This window comes from Nocardioides nematodiphilus (assembly GCF_020216525.1).
Taxonomy (GTDB): Bacteria; Actinomycetota; Actinomycetes; order Propionibacteriales; family Nocardioidaceae; genus Nocardioides; species Nocardioides nematodiphilus.
This window is the reverse complement of sequence record NZ_JAIWOY010000007.1, coordinates 93,954-111,063: the sequence shown is the minus strand read 5'-3', so window position 1 is coordinate 111,063 and position 17,110 is coordinate 93,954. Positions and strand designations below refer to the sequence as shown.

Here is a 17,110-nt window from a genome sequence, read left to right as displayed (position 1 = left end):
CGGTAGGTTTGGGGCATGACCGAGCTGTCGCCGTCCGAGCGCTACGCCAAGTCCAAGCGCGACAGGGCGTACCCCGTCTTCAAGGACTTCTCGGACCTCTACACCTTCCCCCTCGACGACTTCCAGGCACGCGCCTGCCGGGAGATCGAGGACGGCCGCGGTGTGCTGGTCGCGGCCCCCACCGGCTCCGGAAAGACGATCGTCGGCGAGTTCGCCATCCACCTCGCGCTGGCCACCGGCCGCAAGGCGTTCTACACCACGCCGATCAAGGCGCTGTCGAACCAGAAGTACAGCGACCTGGTGCGCCGCTACGGCGCCGACAAGGTCGGCCTGCTGACCGGCGACAACGTCGTGAACGGCGAGGCGCCGATCGTGGTGATGACCACCGAGGTGCTGCGCAACATGCTCTACGCCGGCTCCAGCACGCTGCTCGGGCTCGGCTTCGTGGTGATGGACGAGGTGCACTACCTCGCCGACCGCTCCCGAGGCGCGGTCTGGGAGGAGGTCATCATCCACCTGCCGGAGTCGGTCTCGGTGATCTCGCTGTCGGCGACCGTCTCCAACGCCGAGGAGTTCGGCGAGTGGCTGACCACGGTGCGCGGCGAGACCACCACCATCATCGAGGAGAAGCGGCCCGTCCCGCTCTACCAGCACGTCATGGTCGGGCGCCGCGTCCTCGACCTCTTCGCCTCCTCCGACATCGACGCGTCGGCCGGGTTCGTCAAGGAGGGCGCCCCCGTCAACGGCGAGCTGATGAAGATCGCCCGGGACGACTGGGCCGCCACCAAGATCAAGGACCGCCGCTCGCCGCGAGGCGCCACCAAGACCCCGGGGCGCCGCGATGTGGGCAACGGTCGCCGGGTCTGGATCGCCTCGCGCCCTGAGGTGGTCGGCTCCCTCGACCGGGCCGGGATGCTGCCCGCGATCGTCTTCGTCTTCAGCCGGATCGGCTGCGACGCCGCCGTCACCCAGTGCCTCTCGGCCAACCTGCGCCTCACCACCCCGGAGGAGCGCGACGAGATCTACGCGTACGTCTCCGAGGCCTGCCGTGACCTGCCCGACGAGGACCGCCACGTCCTGGGCTACCACGACTGGGTCGACGGCCTCACCCGTGGCGTCGCCGCCCACCACGCCGGCATGCTGCCCGCCTTCAAGCAGGTCGTCGAGGAGCTCTTCCTGCGCAGCCTGGTGAAGGTCGTCTTCGCCACCGAGACCCTGGCCCTCGGCATCAACATGCCCGCGCGCACCGTCGTGATCGAGAAGCTGACCAAGTGGAACGGCGAGACCCACGCCGACCTGTCACCGGGGGAGTACACCCAGCTCGTCGGCCGCGCCGGGCGTCGCGGTCTGGACGTCGAGGGCCACGGCGTCGTGCTGTGGCAGGCGGGGATGAACCCGAAGGAGCTCGCCGGCCTCGCCTCGACGCGTACCTATCCGCTGCGCTCCAGCTTCCGGCCCTCGTACAACATGGCCGTCAACCTGGTGCACCAGTTCGGCAAGGCACGCTCCCGGGAGCTGCTGGAGCAGTCTTTCGCGCAGTTCCAGGCCGACAAGGCCGTCGTCGGGCTCGCCCGCCAGCTGCACAAGGCCGAGGAGGCCCTCGACGGCTACCGCGAGGCGGCGGCCTGCGAACGCGGCGACTTCATGGAGTACGCCGGCATCCGCCAGCAGATCAGCCAGGTCGAGAAGGCCGCGCTCCGCGAGCGCCGCACCGACCGGCGCGAGGAGATCGTGGCCTCACTCGGCGAGCTCAAGCCCGGCGACGTCATCGACGTGCCGACCGGGAAGTTCGCGGGCTACGCCGTGATCATCGATCCCGGCTACGACGGCGAGAACCCGCGCCCATACGTCGTCACCCTCGACCGCCAGGCCCGCCGCCTGGCCATGATCGACTTCAACCGGCCCGTCGTCGCGCAGACCCGGATGCGGGTGCCCAAGACGTTCAACGGCCGCAACCCGCAGATGCGCCGCGACCTGGCCGCGCACCTCAAGGAGAAGACCCGCGACCTGCGGCCGGTGAACGCCCCGAGCCGCCGGGGCGACAGCGGACGGACCGAGGCCGACGACAAGATCGCCGCGCTGCGCCACGAGCTGCGCAAGCACCCCTGCCACGACTGCCCCGACCGCGAGGACCACTCCCGGTGGGCCGAGCGCTGGTTCAAGCTGCAGCGCGACACCGACACGCTGCGCCGTCGGGTGGAGAACCGCACCAACACCGTCGCCCGGCAGTTCGACCGGGTCTGCGACCTGCTGCATGCGCTCGGCTACCTCGACGGTCCCGACCCGGACCACTGGGAGGTCACCGACCGCGGCCGGCACCTGATGCGGCTCTACTCGGAGATGGACCTGGTCGCCGCGGAGTCCCTGCGCGTCGGGCTGTGGGACAAGCTCAGCGCCTCCGAGCTCGCGGCTGCCCTCTCCGTGCTGGTCTACGAGGCCCGTCGCGCCGACGACGCGCCGCCGCCGCGCCTGCCCGGCGGGCGGCTCAACGACGTCATCGCCGAGATGGTGCGGGTCTGGGCCGACCTGGACGCGCTCGAGCGCGACCACAAGCTGGACTTCCTGCGCCAGCCGGATCTCGGCTTCGCCTGGGCCGCCTTCCGCTGGGCCGAGGGCGACGACCTCGACGACGTGCTCACGGTCGTCGACCTGGCCGCCGGCGACTTCGTCCGCTGGATGAAGCAGCTGGTCGATCTGGCCGGTCAGGTCGCCGACGCCGCCGGCGACTCGCCGGTGCGCAAGATCGCGCGCGAGCTGGTCGGCAAGCTCAAGCGCGGTGTGGTGGCGTACTCCTCAGTCGTGGAGTGATGCCAGCGCCGCCGTGACGCGGGCGACCGACGAGGTCAGGTTGTAGCGCTCGGCCAGCTCAGCGAGACGCCCCGCGTCGGCCGGAGCGTGGGGGAGCGCGAAGCCCGTACGGTCGAGGTCGACGTCCCGCGCCACGGCCACGACGGCGGGTGCCACGTCGAGGTAGGGCTCGCCCGCGAGGATCTTCGCCCGAAGGCCCGGCGTCAGCGTGGCCGCCGGGTCGTGGGCGGCGGCGCGGATGCCGGCCAGGTCGCCGTAGGTCGCGAGCAGGGCGGCGGCGCCCTTCTCGCCGACGCCCTTCACCCCGGGCAGCCCGTCGGAGGCATCGCCCCGCATCGTGGCGAAGTCGGGGTACTGGGCGGCGGACACGCCGTACTTCTCCTGCACCCAGGCCTCATCGACACGCTCGTGGTTGCCCACGCCCTTGGCGATGTAGAGCACCCGCACCCCGGCGGCGTCGTCGACGACCTGGAAGAGGTCGCGATCGCCGGTCACCACGTCGACCGGCATGCCGGCGCCGGCGGCGAGGGTGCCGATGATGTCATCGGCCTCGTAGCCCGCGGCACCGCGGACCGGGAGGCCGAGCGCGGCGAGGACCTCGACGATGATCGGGACCTGCACCTGGAGCGGATCCGGCACCTCCTCGACGTCGGGCCCCACCTCGTTCTCCGCGACCACGCGCTGAGCCTTGTAGGAGGGGATCAGGTCGACGCGCCACTGCGGACGCCAGTCGTCGTCCCAGCAGCACACCAGGTCCGACGGCCGGTACTGCTCGACGAGACGGGCGATGAAGTCGAGGAACCCGCGCACCGCGTTGACCGGGGTGCCGTCGGGCGCCTTGATCTCCGGGACGCCGAAGAAGGCGCGGAAGTACATCGACGCCGAGTCGAGCAGCATGAGGCGGGACGACGGCGCAGGCACGGTTTCAACCACGGAGGCATCCAACCACGCGGGACGTTCGACCCAGGCGGCGCACGGCGTGTTGCCCGCGACACGCCGACGCCAAGGATTTCGAGACTGAAATCCTGTGATGCGAAACACGCTCTGACCTGCGGCTTTACATGTTTCCCCAGGTCAGAGCGGGGTTGACTGTTAAGTAACTAAGGGCGAATCTAGGCCAGTTCGTCCGGACATCCGCAACGCCCCACCCCGCTGTAGACAACGAGACCTCGCCCGGCATCCAGTCGCGAGCAGGCTCGGCCCGAAGCGGAGGAGGGGCGTTGCGCATCTGTACCCCCGGGCATTCCGGGCATTCCTCTAATCTGACCCGGTGCGCCGCCGCCTGTTGATCGCCGTGCTCGCCGGCGCGGTCCTCGCGGCGGCCTTCGAGCCGCTGACCCTCCCGTGGGTCATCCCCTTCACGATCGCCGCCCGACTGCTGTGCCTGCGCGGACTATCGGCCCGAGCGGCGCTCGTGCCCGGGCTCGGCTTCGGTGCCGCCTTCGCGGGGCTGCACGTCTGGTGGCTCCAGGAGTCCATCGGCACCGGCGCCTGGATCGGCCTGTCGGCGGCGATGGCGCTCTTCCTCATGCTTCTCAGCGCCGTCGACGCAGTGCTGCTGCGCCTGCGCGCCTGGCCGCTGTGGACGTCGTTGTCGTGGATCGCGATCGAGTGGGCGCGGGGCACGTTCCCGTTCGGCGGGATGCCCTGGGGGCGATTGTCGTTCGCGGTGGCCGACACGCCGCTGGCGCCCGCCCTGCCCTACCTCGGGACCGGGGGAGTGAGCCTCGTGCTCGCGCTCCTCGGCGCGCTGATCGCCCGGCTCGTGGTCGCACCGCGCCGGCGGCGCGCCCTCGGCGTCCTGGTGGCGGTGTGCGCCCTGGTGAGCGTCCCGCTGTGGCGTCCGTGGAACGGGCACGTCGAAGGGCGCCTCCAGGTCGCCCTCGTCCAGGGCGACGTCCCCGGCGACGGCGACGTCCTGGCCAACTACCGCGCGGTCACCGCCAGCCACGTGGCCCTCACCGAGCAGCTCGCGCGCGACGTCGCCGCGGGGACACAGCGGGAGCCGGACTTCGTCCTCTGGCCGGAGAACGCCACCGCGACCGACCCGATCACCGACACCACGACCAACGACGGCATCTGGGCCGCCGTGCAGGCGATCGGCGTGCCGGTCGTGGTCGGCGGCCTGCCGAACGCGCCGGACAAGACGCACGTGCTCAACCAGGGCATCGTCTGGGACCCGGTGACGGGCCCGGGGGACCGCTACACCAAGCACAACCCGGTGCCGTTCGGCGAGTACCTCCCGATGCGCGGCCTGCTCGGGGACCGGAACTTCAGCGGCCTCAGCCAACTGTCGTACGACATGGTGGCCGGCACCCGGCAGACGCCGCTGCTCGTCGGCACGGTGCCGGTGACGGACGCGATCTGCTTCGACATCGCCTTCGACGGTGTCGTGGACCCACAGACCCGCAACGGCGGTCGGCTGCTGACCGTACAGACCAGCAACGCCAGCTTCATCGGCACCGACCAGGTCGCCCAGCAGTTCGCGATCACGAGGGTCCAGGCGATGGCCGCCGGGCGCTACGCCGTGGTCGCCTCTTTGAACGGGCTGAGTGGGATCGTCGCGCCGGACGGCCACGTCGTCGCCACGGTTCCCACCCGGACCCGGGCCGTGCTCGACCACCAGGTCGCCCTGATCAGCGGCACGAGCCCGGCGATGTGGCTCGGCGGCCTACCCGGTCAGGTCGCTGCCGGGCTGGTGCTGGTTAGGCTGATCCTCAGCGCCATCAACAGCAGGTCGAAGCGGAAGACGGAACGTGAGTACTGATCTGAGCGCCCTCGGGCGGGTCGTCATGGTCGTCCCGACCTACAACGAGGCGGCGAACATCGGCTGGATCGTGGAGCGACTGCGCCGCGCCGAGCCCGAGGTCGACGTCCTGATCGTCGACGACAGCTCCCCGGACGGCACCGGAGCGCTCGCCGACGAGATGGCCGCCACGGACAGCCGCGTGCACGTCCTGCACCGCACCGTGAAGAACGGTCTCGGTGCCGCCTACCTCGAGGGATTCGCCTGGGCGCTGGAGCGTGACTACGACGTCATCGGGGAGATGGACGCCGACGGCTCGCACCAGCCCGAGCAGCTGCACCGCCTCCTGGAGGCGCTGAGGAGCGCCGACCTGGTGATCGGTTCCCGGTACGTCCGGGGCGGCTCGGTGGTCAACTGGCCGCTGTCGCGCCAGGCGCTGTCGCGCGGCGGCAACCTGTACGTACGGATGCTGCTCGGCCTGAGCATCCGCGACGCCACCGCCGGCTTCCGGGTCTTCCGACGCGAGACCCTGGAGAAGATCGAGCTGGCCTCGGTGGAGTCGGCGGGCTACGTGTTCCAGACCGACCTCGCCACCCGTACGGTCCGAGCGGGCCTGGTCGTCAAGGAGGTGCCGATCGAGTTCGTCGAGCGCGTGCGCGGCGCCTCGAAGATGAGCGGTGCGGTCGCCTCGGAGTCGCTCAAGCTCGTCACCCGCTGGGGTCTGCAGGAGCGCCGGGCACAGCTGCGGCACGCACTGGACAAGCGATGACGCCGTCGCCGGCCGAGCGTCCGCGGCGGCGCCGCTGGCCGTGGCTCCTGCTGCTCGCCTTCGTGGTGATGCCGGTCCTGGAGATCTACGTCATCATCCAGGTCGGTCAGGTGATCGGCGCATGGTGGACGGTCCTTCTGCTCATCGCCGACGCGTTCTTGGGCAGCTGGCTGGTCAAGCGCGAGGGTGGCCGCGCCTGGGCGGCCCTGCGCGAGGCGCTGGCGTCCGGCCGGATGCCGGCGCGCGAGCTCGCCGACGGCGTGCTGATCGTGATCGGCGGCACCCTGATGATCAGCCCGGGCTTCGTCACGGATCTGGTCGGCTTCGCCCTGATCCTGCCGTTCACCCGGCCCGCGGCGCGCCGCGTGCTGACCGCGATCGTGGCCAGGCGGCTCGTCGTCGTGCCGTCGGGCGCGGCCGGAAATGCAACTCGCCCCGGAGCCGGTCGGGGACCGGTCGTCCAGGGCGAGGTGGTCGACGACGACCAGCGCTAGTCCACCGCGTAGGGGATCAGACGCCGGCCTTCTTCTTGCTGGGTCGGTGCAGGTGCGCGGGGCCGATCTCGCCGCCGCGGAGCAGGTCGAGGCGCTCCTTGAGGATGTCCTCCAGCTCCTTCTCCGAACGACGCTCGAGGAGCATGTCCCAGTGCGTACGGGCCGGCTTCTCGTTCTTCTCCTCCGGAAGTGCTCCGGAGATGTTGAGCGCCTCAGCACCGCAGCGCGGGCATTCCCACGTCGCCGGCACGTCGGCCTCGTCGGACATGGTGATCTCGAACTGGTGTCCGTGCGAACACTTGTAGCCGACCTGCTGACGAGCGGCGAACTCGATGCCGCGCTCGTCCTCGAAGCTCTGGCCGCCGAGTCGGGCGCCACGCAATGTGCGCTCTGCCATGGGCCACCTCCTTTACTTTCCCCCAAGAGTCAGGGTCGTGTGCCGAACCCTTCGACTCTTTCAACGGTAACCGCGGGCCGAAGATTCCGTCCACGCTATGAAGGGGGTCACATCACTCTTGACTTTTCGGCCCTCACAGGGATGACGGCACGACGTTGCCCGCGTCCTCGATGCCCCGGCGCGGATCCAGGCGCAGCAGGAAGAAGGCGCCGAGCACGAAGAAGACGACGAGCGAGACGATAGCGGGCCGATAGGACCCGGTGATCTGGAAGACGATGCCGAACAGCAGCGTGCCGAACCACGACGTGCCGCGCTCGCAGGCGTTGTAGAGGGCGAAGTACTCGCCCTCGCGCCCACGAGGGATGAGCAGGCTGTAGAACGAGCGCGAGAGCGCCTGGGTACCGCCGAGGACGACGCCGATCGCGATCCCGACGACGAGGAACAGGGTGACGTTGCGCGCCGGCAGGAACATGGCGGCCAGCACGATCACCATCCAGGCGTAGGTGCCGTACAGCAGGCACCGGTACGCGCCGTACCGCTCGGCCCACCGGCCGAAGAAGAGCGCGCCGCCGAAGGCGACGAACTGGATCAGCAGGATCGCGGCGATCAGCACCGCATCGCCGAAGTGCAGCTGCTTGGAGCCGAAGATCGAGGCGCTGTAGATGACCGTCTGGATGCCGTCGTTGTAGAAGAGGTAGGCCAGCAGGAACGGCAAGGTCATCGGGAAGGTGCGGACCTCCTTCAGCGTGGTCCAGAGCTGACCGAAGCTGCGACGCAGCAGCCCACCCGTCTCGGGGACCACGTTGACCGGACCGACGTTCTCGAGGCGGACGATCGGGATGATCGTGAAGCCCGCCCACCACAGCGCCGCGGAGAGCAGCGAGAGTCGTGCTGCCATCTCCTTCTCCAGGCCGAAGGTGCCGTGCAGCTGGACCATGACGAGGTTGATCAGCAGGAGCACTCCGCCGCCGAGATACCCGAACGCCCACGCGCGCGAGGAGGCGCCATCGCGCTCGTCCTCGGTCGAGATGTCGTTGAGCATCGCGTAGTAGCTCACCAGCGAGCAGCCGCCGAGGATCGAGCTGACCACCACCGCGACGGCCGGCAGCTGCCAGTGGTCGCCACGCAGGAAGAACAGCAGCGAGGCGACGAAGGCGCCGGACCAGGCGAACCACGCCATGTGCTGCTTCTTGCGTCCGCTGCGGTCGACGATCGCTCCGACGATCGGCAGCACGAACGCGCTCGCGATGGTCGCGAAGCTCGTCAGGTACGAGGGCAGCGAGCCGGCGGCCAGGTGCAGGCCGATCACGTCGACCGTCCGGGAGCAGGTGTCGTCCGGGCTGTCACCGCAGCCCGCGGCGCGTCCGGCGACCGTGATCATCAGCGGGCCGAGGATCACCGTGAGCACGGTGGTGTAGAACGCCGAGTTGGCCCAGTCGTACCAGTTCCAGGCGTTCTGCTGGCGGCGCCGGTGCACTGCGGCGAAGTCGCCCAGAGCGCTCACGACCCGTCCTCCGCGGCCCACTGGCCACGCTCGACGAGCACCGACTTCAGCAGATCGGTGCGATCGGTCATCAGGCCGTCGACGCCCAGGTCGAGGAGCATCCGCATCTCGTCCGGGTCGTCGATGGTCCACACGTGCACCTGCTTGCCGGCCCGATGGGCGCGCTCGATGAAGGACCGGGTCACGATCGGCACCGTGCGCCCCGCCACGGTCCGGGTACGCGGCACCTGGAAGGCGGCGAAGTCGTCACCCGCGAGTCGGCGCGCCACCCGGACGCTCGGCGAGAGGAGGTAGGCGGCGACCTCGCCGGGGTGCGCACCGGTCGGCACCCGGCCTCCGGTGAGCCGCCGGAACTCGCGCATCCGGCGGATGCCGAACGAGCCGACCATCACCCGATCCTGCGCGTTGCGGGCCTCCAGGAACGACGCCAGCGCCCGGACGGAGCCCGCCGACTTGAGGTCGATGTTGAACGTCGCGTCGGGGAAGCAGTCGAAGAGCTCCGCGAGGGTGGGCACCTGGTGACGGCCGCCGATCCGCGCGGCGCGCACGTCCGAGAACGTGAGGTGGGCGATCGCGCCCTTCTGGTCGGTGACCCGATCGAGGACGTCGTCGTGGAAGGCGAGCAGCACGCCGTCGCGGGTGACGTGCACGTCGGTCTCGAGATGGGTGTAGCCCAGCGCGACGGCGTGCTCGAAGGCGGCGAGGGTGTTCTCCAGCCCCTCGATCTCAGGGTGGTAGGCGCCGCCCCGGTGGGCGAAGGCGAGCACGGTGGGCGAGGTCACGAGAGCAGTATGTCGCGCGGGGGCCGCGTGCCCGCGGCAGCCGGGCAGGAGTGCCCACATGCTGAATGAAACGTTACAGAATCTCGCGGATCGAACTAGTGTCGTACGTCACAGTGCGCGCGATATCGATCGTACGCGCCTCCACCTTCAACGAAAGGTCGATTGTGATTCGTTTCAACTCGCCGAGACGGCGTTCTCGTCTCGGAGCCGCCACAGCTGCGGCACTCGCTCTGTCGGTGATCGCATCGAGCGGACCGGCTCTCGCCGGTGCGGGCGCGCCCCTCGAGGAGGCCGACCGCCCGACCCCCGCCTCCGCGGGCGGCTTCGATGCAGCGAGCTTCGCCGACCCGACCCCCGACAGCCGTCCGATGCTCTACTGGTACTGGACCGGCACCGTCACGCCACAGGTCGTCGACACCCAGATGCGGGAGATGCGCGACAAGGGCATCTACTCCGCGGTGCTCTTCCCCTACGGGGGAGACCAGATGCAGCCGGCCTACTTCACCGACGGCTGGTTCGACATCGTCGAGCACGTCCTTCGCGAGGCCCAGCGCACCGGCATGCACATCTGGCTGTTCAACGACAGCAACTTTCCCAGCGGCAAGGCCGGCGGCCTCATCGCCAACGGCGGCACGGTGGGGGACCGGACCGTGGCGGCGCACCCCGAGATGCGGCTCAAGGCGCTGCAGCGCTCGACGCAGGTGATCACGGGCCCGGCGACGGTCGACCCGAGCATGTCCAGCGGCCTGAGCGTCGCCGATGGTCGCCTCGTCGTCGACGCCAGCATCCGCGAGGGTGCGCACCCGTTCACCCCAGGCGTCCAGTGGACCGACTACACCGCCACCGGCAAGGTGCATCTGACCAAGTCCGGCGCTCAGCTGATGGTCCGCTCCAACGCGGACGGCTCGCAGGGCTACCTGGTCGATGTGGACGTCAAGGGACGCGCCGCCGTCTGGCGCGTCGATGGTCCCGGCAAGGGCCAGCGCAGCCAGCTCACCGCTGGCGTCCCGACCCCCGGCTTCAACCCTCGCTCGGACCAGACCATCACCGTCAAGGTCGCCGGCGACCGGATCACGCCGACCATCAACAAGACCGTCCAGCCGACCGCCGTCGACGGCGCCTACCCGACGGGCGCACCTGCCGTCAGTGCCGAGTACGGCGGCGTCGGCGTGCAGGACGCGATCGAGGGTCTGCAGCGGGTGACCTGGGACAACCTGGTGGTCACCGACCCGAGCGGTCAGGTGCTGCTCTCCCGCAGCTTCGACACCGGCGACCAGGTCGCCGGGTTCGGCGGTCCGCTGGTGAGGATCGAAGGCGCGATGGCAGCAGCGGCCCGCCCGGTCGGCTCGACCGACGCCGCGGACCTCGTCGAGCTCACCCCCGAGCTCGAGAGCGGCACGTGGAAGGTGCCCGCGGGCACGTGGCAACTGGACACCTACGGCACCACCACCCTCAGTGATGACTCCACCGGATACACGCGGGGCTATCTCAACACCCTGGACCCGAAGGTGAGCGACTACCTGTTCGACTTCGCACAGGGCGAGTACGTGCGCCGCTTCGGCTGGGCGATGGGCACCGTCGTGCCGGGCTTCTGGGACGACGAGCCGTTCCTCTCCTCAGCCGAGCCGTGGCCGTTCAAGGCGCTGCCGTGGTCGAGCAGCGTCACCGACCTGATCACGGAGGAGGGCTCGACCCCGGGCGTGGCCTACACCGCCGCCTACGAGCAGCTAGGCCGCACCGGCGAGCAGAAGGCGGGCGACTACTGGCGTGCGGTCAACAACGCGTACGCGACCAACTACTACCAGCGCCAGGCCACCTGGATGGACGAGCACGGCCTCCAGCTGATCACCAACCCGCTGCTGGACGAGAACGGTCCGCAACAGCGGATGCACAGCACCGGCGACCTCTCCAAGGACAACCAGTACGCCCAGGTGCCGGGCACCGACATGATCACCGGTGACTACGTGGCCGGACACCAGACCACGCTGGGCCGCAACGCCTCCTCCGCCGCTCACCTCAGCGGCGCTCAGCGCTCGCTCTCGGAGGTCTTCGGCAACTCGGGGTGGGACGTCGCGCCGCAGTTCATCCATGCCACGGTCGGCGCGCTGACCACCCGCGGGATCAACGACTACGCGCTGCACGCCATGTGGACCGACGAGAATCAGGTGTACTTCGCGCCGCCGTTCGGCCCGTCCAGCACGTACTGGGACGCGATGGGCGACGTCGACGCCTGGATCGGTCGGGTGAGTGAGCTCGCTCGAGGCAGGAACGGCGCCCGGACCGTGCTGCTGCAGCCGCAGCGCGCGGCCGAGCAGACCTGGGCCTCGGAGCCCGCGCACCGGCTGGACGCGGATCTCTCCACAGCGGCCTACGCCCTCGAGCAGGGCCAGATCGACTTCGACATGGTCAGCGACGGCTCGTTCTCCGGCGACCCGCACACCCGGTTCCAGGCCACCTCGAAGGGAGGAGAGCTGCACATCGGGCAGGCCTCGTACCGCACCGTGGTCGTGCCGACGACGCCCGTCATCGACCTGGCGACGGTGCGGACCCTGGCCAGATTCGTGCAGACCGGTGGCCACGTGGTCATCGAGGGCGAGCTCCCCACCCACGAGGCGACCGGCCGCGACCGGGAGCTGACCGACGCGCTGACCGACCTCTTCGGGGGCGCCGGCGCCGACTGGACCCGCCACGGGGCGGGCGCGGTCGCCGTCGTGCCGTACGCGAGCACCCGAGAGGCGCTCGCCGCCGAGCTCACCCCGTTGGCACAGCAGACCGGCGTCGTGGCCGCCTCCCTCTCACCGGCGGCACCCGCGCTGCGCGTCCTTCGCACCGAGCGGGACGGCGACACCTCGTTCGTCCTCTACAACGAGTCGGCCGACGAGGTCACCACCCGGGCGACCTTCCCGGTCGACGGCGTCCCCGAGCTGTGGGATCTCCGTTCCGGCGAGACACGGGTGGCCGGCACGTACGACACCGATGGCCACGGCGCCCGCGCCAGCACCACGGTGCCGCTCACCCTCGAGCCCGACGAGACCATCGCCGTCGTGTTCCGCGCTGGCACCAAGGCCACAGCGCATCTCATCGGCGACCTGATGGCGGAGTCGGTGACGACGTCGCATGGCGGCGCGTTGCAGGCCACGGTGCTGCTCGACCACCCCGGCGCCACGGAGCTGACCGGCACCGACCACGGCCACACGTTCCACGGCAGCGTCACCGTCAGCGACCCGCTCGCGCCGATCGCGCTCGACGGGCCATGGACCCTGCGGCTGGAGAAGGACGGCGCCACGGCCGTCCCGACCACGCTCGGGAGCTGGACGAGGACCGACCCGAACTTCTCCGGTAGCGGCGTCTACCAGACCACGGTGAGCCTCACCCCGGCCGACCTCGCCGGCCGTCGGCTGCAGCTCGACCTGGGTCGGGTGGGCACCATCGCCCAGGTGACCGCGAACGGGACCACCCTGCCGCGCGCGCTGTGGGCGCCGTACGTCGTGGACGTCACCTCCGCGCTGCACGTCGGCACCAACACCATCTCCGTACGGGTCACCAACACGTTGCTGAACAAGCGGACCGCCGCCGGCAAGCCGGTGCCGGACTCGGGCCTGCTCGGCCCGGTGGCCCTTCGCCCCGAGGCCGTCGTCACGGCCCCCCACGGGGGGGGGGGCCGACGCCCAGACCGCCCAGCCGCCGCACCCCCGCGCCGGGGCCTCCTTCTGCTCGTTCGGGCCGGGTGCGGCTCAGATGTCGCGGAAGGGCTCGATGTTGGCACCGAGCTGGTTCAGACGCTCGGCGAGGTCCTCGTACCCACGCGCGATCACGTACGTGGAGCGCAGCACCGAGGTGCCCTTGGCGGCCAGCATCGCCAGCAGGATCACCACGGCCGGACGCAGCGCCGGCGGGCAGACGATCTCGGTGCCGGAGAAGTGCGTCGGGCCCTCGATCATCACGCGGTGCGGGTCGAGCAGCTTGACCTGGCCGCCGAGCTTGTTGAGCTCGGTCAGGTAGATCGCGCGGTTCTCGTAGACCCAGTCGTGCAACAGTGTCTGGCCCTGGGCGACGGCCGCGATCACGGCGAAGAACGGCAGGTTGTCGATGTTGAGGCCGGGGAACGGCATCGGGTGGATCTTGTCGAGCGGAGCGCGCAGCATGGAGCGCTTGGTGACGATGTCGACCAGCCGGGTCTTGCCGTTGAGGGCGGCGTACTCCGCGCCACGCTCGTAGGAGAAGCCCATCTCCTCCAGGGTCGCGAGCTCGATCTCCATGAACTCGATCGGCACCCGGCGGATGGTGATCTCGGAGCTGGTCACGATCGCCGCGGCGAGCAGCGACATCGCCTCGATGGGGTCCTCGGACGGCGCGTACTCGAGGTCGACGTCGATCTCCTCCAGGCCCGTGACGGTGAGCGTGGTGGTGCCGATGCCCTCGACGGTCACGCCGAGCTTCTGCAGGTAGAAGCACAGGTCCTGGACCATGTAGTTCGACGAGGCGTTGCGGATCACGGTGGTGCCGGGGTGCAGCGCCGCGGCCATCAGCGCGTTCTCCGTGACGGTGTCGCCGCGCTCGGTGAGGACGATCGGGCGACCGGGCTGGATCTTCGGGTCGACCGAGGCGTGGTACGAGCCGTCGGTGGCCTTGACCTGCAGCCCGAACGGACGCAGCGCGGCCATGTGCGGCTCGACGGTGCGCTCGCCGAGGTTGCAGCCGCCGGCGTACGGCAGCTGGAACTCCTCGGAGCGGTGCAGCAGCGGGCCCAGGAACATGATCACCGAGCGGGTACGACGGGCGGCGGCCTCGTCGATCGCGTCGAGACGCAGCACCTTGGGCGGGATGATCTCGAGGTCGTTGTCCTCGTTGAGCCAGCGGGTCTGCACGCCCAGGGAGTTGAGCACCTCGAGCAGGCGGTTGACCTCCTCGATGCGCGCGACCTTGCGCAGCGTCGTGCGCCCCTTGTTCAGCAGGGTGGCGCACAGCAGCGCGACCCCGGCGTTCTTCGAGGTCTTGACGTCGATCTCGCCCGACAGGGTGGTGGGGCCGGTGACACGCAGGTGCGTCGGACCGGCGCCGAGGGCGACGATCTCGGACTCCAGAGCGCTGCCGATCCGCGCGATCATCTCCAGCGAGAGGTTCTGCTGGCCCTTCTCGATGCGGTTGATGGCGCTCTGAGACGTGGCCAGGCGCTCCGCGAGCTGCGTCTGGGTCAGCCCACGGTGCTTGCGGGCGTCGCGGACCAGGTTGCCGATACGGCCCTTGTAGTCATCCGTCATGCCGAAGACGATAACTCACATATGAGATAGCACAACAAGGGCGCGCGGAGGGCCTGGGATCAGCGGCGGCGCGGGCGGCTCGGCGCATCGACCAGGCGCGTACGGCGGTCGTCGTTGCGGCGCAGGTCGCGGTCGAGACGGCGGTCGCCGTGGTAGAGGATGCCCGCCCAGTCGACGGCCTGCGCCTGCGGGCCGTCGAGCGCGAGCTCCGGCTGCACCGGGACGGAGCGCTTGGGCACCATCAGCCAGTTCACCACGCCCATCGCCATGTCCACGAGCGAGGACCGCACGCCGATGTAGGCACGGATCGCGGCCAGCGCGAGGACCGCGTTGAAGACGGCGAAGGCGAAGTTGGGCCAGTTCTGGTGGTGGAAGTCGCGCCACGCGGTGAGCACGGAGAAGCCCACCACCAGGTACGGGACGAGCACGTGCAGCCCCGGGGCCGCGGTCCGGTTGCGCACCTTGGGCGTACGCGCGAACGGGATCTTCTCACCGGTGAACGCCTGCTGGACCGACTTCAGCACCCCCGCGAGGTTGACGGGCAGCAGGACGAGGTTGAACCCGTAGATGCGGAACACGTCCAGGCCCCGATGCCCGCACAGGCGCAGGTCGCTGGCCATCGCGAGGAAGTAGGGGAGCGCGGCGCCGACCACGAGCGGGCTCAGCAGCCGACCGTCGTAGGGGTAGAACAGCAGGAAGATCAGGCCGAGGCTCGCCCAGGCGAGCGAGGCCATGTAGTTCACCCGCAGCGCGACCTCGAGGAGGCGCAGGGGCTGGCCGGCCTTGGCGCGGGCACGACGCGAGCGCCAGAACTTCGGCAGGATCAACAGACCGCCGTTGGCCCAGCGCCGGCGCTGCACGACCAGCGAGCCGAAGTCCGGCGGGGTGGCGCTGTAGCTGAGCCGCTCGGGGTAGTTGACCAGCCGCCACCCGGCCGCCGCGATGTCGACACTGGACTCGGTGTCCTCGATGACGGTGCGGTCCTGGATGTAGGTCCGGATCTCGTGGCCGCCGACGGTGTCGACCTCGACGATGTCCTCGAGCGCCTGGCGGCGGATGACGGCGTTGGCACCGACCCAGAAGGTGGCGTCGTACTCGGTCAGGCCCTGATGCAGGATGTGCTGGATGTCGGTGGTGGCGCCGGCGATCCGCTCGATGCGGGTCGGGGCGCCGCGGAACGACGAGTAGGGCGTCTGGACGATCGCGACCTTGTCGTTCTCCGGCTGCTCCAGGAAGTAGACCAGCCGCAGGCAGTAGTCGCGCAGCAGCAGCGAGTCGGCGTCGAGGGTCAGGACGTAATCGGTCATCTCGATGTCGAGGTCTCCGGGCTCGGCCTCGGTGCCCGGCGCCAGGCGCCGCAGCTCGACGCCGGCCGCGGTCTCCTCGGCCCTCCAGGCGGACCCCATCAGCCCGAGGTAGGCGTTGACGTTCATCGCCTTGTTGGCCTCCTGGGACAGCGAGGCGTAGCGCTTGCGCTCGAAGGTGCCGAGGCGGGCGCCGAAGATCCAGATGAGGCGGCTGTGCAGCTCGAGCAGGCGCACCGCCGGCAGCTGGCCGCCGTCGGCGACGACGGCGGTGAGGGCCAGCAGGGTCAGCCGCAGCTCGCTGGCGAGGCCCATCAGGACCTGCTCGACGAAGAACTCGGCGACGTGGTCGGCGACGACCTCCTCGCGGCCCATCTCCTCCAGCCAGGAGGCCGCGGCCTCGTACTCCTCGGCCAGACCGCGGACCAGCTCCACCGGCGCCACGGTGTGCGCCGAGACCTCGCCCAGCACGGTCACCGCGTGGTCGTACGCGCTCTGGGCCCGCTCGCAGGGCTTCGCCAGGGCCTCGTCGATCTCCTCGGCGAGCGCTCGGGTGGCCTCGAGCTGCGCGAGGGTCTCTGGGTCGGTGGGGAACGGCGGGTCGTCGACGAGGAGCACCACCCGCAGGTCGGGATACTCCTGCAGCGCCGCGCTCCACAGCGTGAGCCGAACGACGTCCGGCTCCTCGGCGTAGGACGGCACCAGCACCGTGAGGGCGCCGTGCTCGTGGGTGAAGTGCGCGTCGAGCATGCCGCGCGGCACCCGGCGGTGCTCACGGAAGCGGCGCAGCGCGCCCTGGCGCGCGACGAGATACATCAGCGCGGAGAAGCTGAGTGCGGTGACCACGGCGAGGTAGCCGAGCGCCTCCATGGTGAACCGGAATCCGGCACCGTCGTTGAGGAAGCGCCGGAAGACCGTCGAGACCAGGTAGCCGACCCAGCACAGGATCGTGAAGGCGATGGCGATGCGGCCCCAGGTGAGCTTGCGCACCGAGGGGCGCAGATGCACGATCGGCATCGGCTCCGCCCGACGCTCCGCGCCCCAC

The 17,110-nt window shown here is 70.2% G+C and carries 10 protein-coding genes and 1 pseudogene; 5 read left to right on the top strand and 6 right to left on the bottom strand.

The features are described from left to right. Window positions 1-15 precede the first annotated feature (15 nt). Entirely contained in the window at window positions 16-2,808 is a 2,793-nt protein-coding gene (locus KSO98_RS12850; protein ID WP_225286009.1) for a DEAD/DEAH box helicase, read from the top strand. On the opposite strand, the gene KSO98_RS12845 is transcribed toward KSO98_RS12850, so the two are convergent. Beyond that, complete coding sequence (locus tag KSO98_RS12845; protein WP_225286107.1) at window positions 2,794-3,705, bottom strand: 5'-3' exonuclease; 912 nt, start codon at window positions 3,703-3,705, stop codon at window positions 2,794-2,796. The two genes, KSO98_RS12850 and KSO98_RS12845, sit on opposite strands and share 15 nt — an antisense overlap. Before the next feature lie 373 nt (window positions 3,706-4,078). Here KSO98_RS12845 and lnt point away from each other — a divergent pair, with 373 nt between their 5' ends. The 3 genes from lnt to KSO98_RS12830 are packed head-to-tail and all read left to right on the top strand — an operon-like array spanning window position 4,079 to window position 6,817. Then, the gene (lnt, locus tag KSO98_RS12840; protein ID WP_225286008.1) at window positions 4,079-5,575 is read left to right on the top strand and encodes an apolipoprotein N-acyltransferase; all 1,497 of its coding nucleotides are present in this window, start codon (window positions 4,079-4,081) and stop codon (window positions 5,573-5,575) included. Then, window positions 5,565-6,323 carry a polyprenol monophosphomannose synthase gene (locus tag KSO98_RS12835; protein WP_443680816.1) on the top strand — a complete coding sequence of 253 codons (759 nt, stop codon included), beginning with the start codon at window positions 5,565-5,567 and terminating at the stop codon, window positions 6,321-6,323. The genes lnt and KSO98_RS12835 overlap by 11 nt, the downstream gene beginning before the upstream one ends. Further along, entirely contained in the window at window positions 6,320-6,817 is a 498-nt protein-coding gene (locus tag KSO98_RS12830) for an FxsA family protein (protein WP_225286006.1), read from the top strand. Before KSO98_RS12835 ends, KSO98_RS12830 begins: the two co-directional genes overlap by 4 nt. Window positions 6,818-6,833: 16 nt before the next feature. Here the strand turns inward: KSO98_RS12830 and KSO98_RS12825 are convergent, their stop codons facing one another. The 3 genes from KSO98_RS12825 to KSO98_RS12815 form a co-directional block, all read right to left on the bottom strand. Further along, window positions 6,834-7,214 (bottom strand): RNA polymerase-binding protein RbpA, encoded by a 381-nt coding sequence (locus KSO98_RS12825; RefSeq protein WP_225286005.1) that lies wholly within the window; start codon window positions 7,212-7,214, stop codon window positions 6,834-6,836. A gap of 133 nt (window positions 7,215-7,347) precedes the next feature. After that, complete coding sequence (locus tag KSO98_RS12820; protein WP_225286004.1) at window positions 7,348-8,718, bottom strand: MFS transporter; 1,371 nt, start codon at window positions 8,716-8,718, stop codon at window positions 7,348-7,350. Then, complete coding sequence (locus tag KSO98_RS12815; protein ID WP_225286003.1) at window positions 8,715-9,500, bottom strand: glycerophosphodiester phosphodiesterase family protein; 786 nt, start codon at window positions 9,498-9,500, stop codon at window positions 8,715-8,717. Before KSO98_RS12815 ends, KSO98_RS12820 begins: the two co-directional genes overlap by 4 nt. A 65-nt stretch (window positions 9,501-9,565) precedes the next feature. Between KSO98_RS12815 and KSO98_RS18940 the strand changes: the two are divergent. Further along, window positions 9,566-13,063: pseudogene (locus KSO98_RS18940) on the top strand (glycosyl hydrolase); the annotation flags it as partial. A gap of 171 nt (window positions 13,064-13,234) precedes the next feature. On the opposite strand, the gene KSO98_RS12805 reads toward KSO98_RS18940, so the two are convergent. Continuing rightward, window positions 13,235-14,761, bottom strand: a complete 1,527-nt coding sequence (locus KSO98_RS12805) for a helix-turn-helix domain-containing protein (RefSeq protein ID WP_225286105.1) — start codon at window positions 14,759-14,761, stop codon at window positions 13,235-13,237. A gap of 59 nt (window positions 14,762-14,820) precedes the next feature. After that, complete coding sequence (locus tag KSO98_RS12800) at window positions 14,821-17,082, bottom strand: glycosyltransferase family 2 protein (RefSeq protein WP_225286002.1); 2,262 nt, start codon at window positions 17,080-17,082, stop codon at window positions 14,821-14,823. Between the last annotated feature and the right edge of the window lie 28 nt (window positions 17,083-17,110).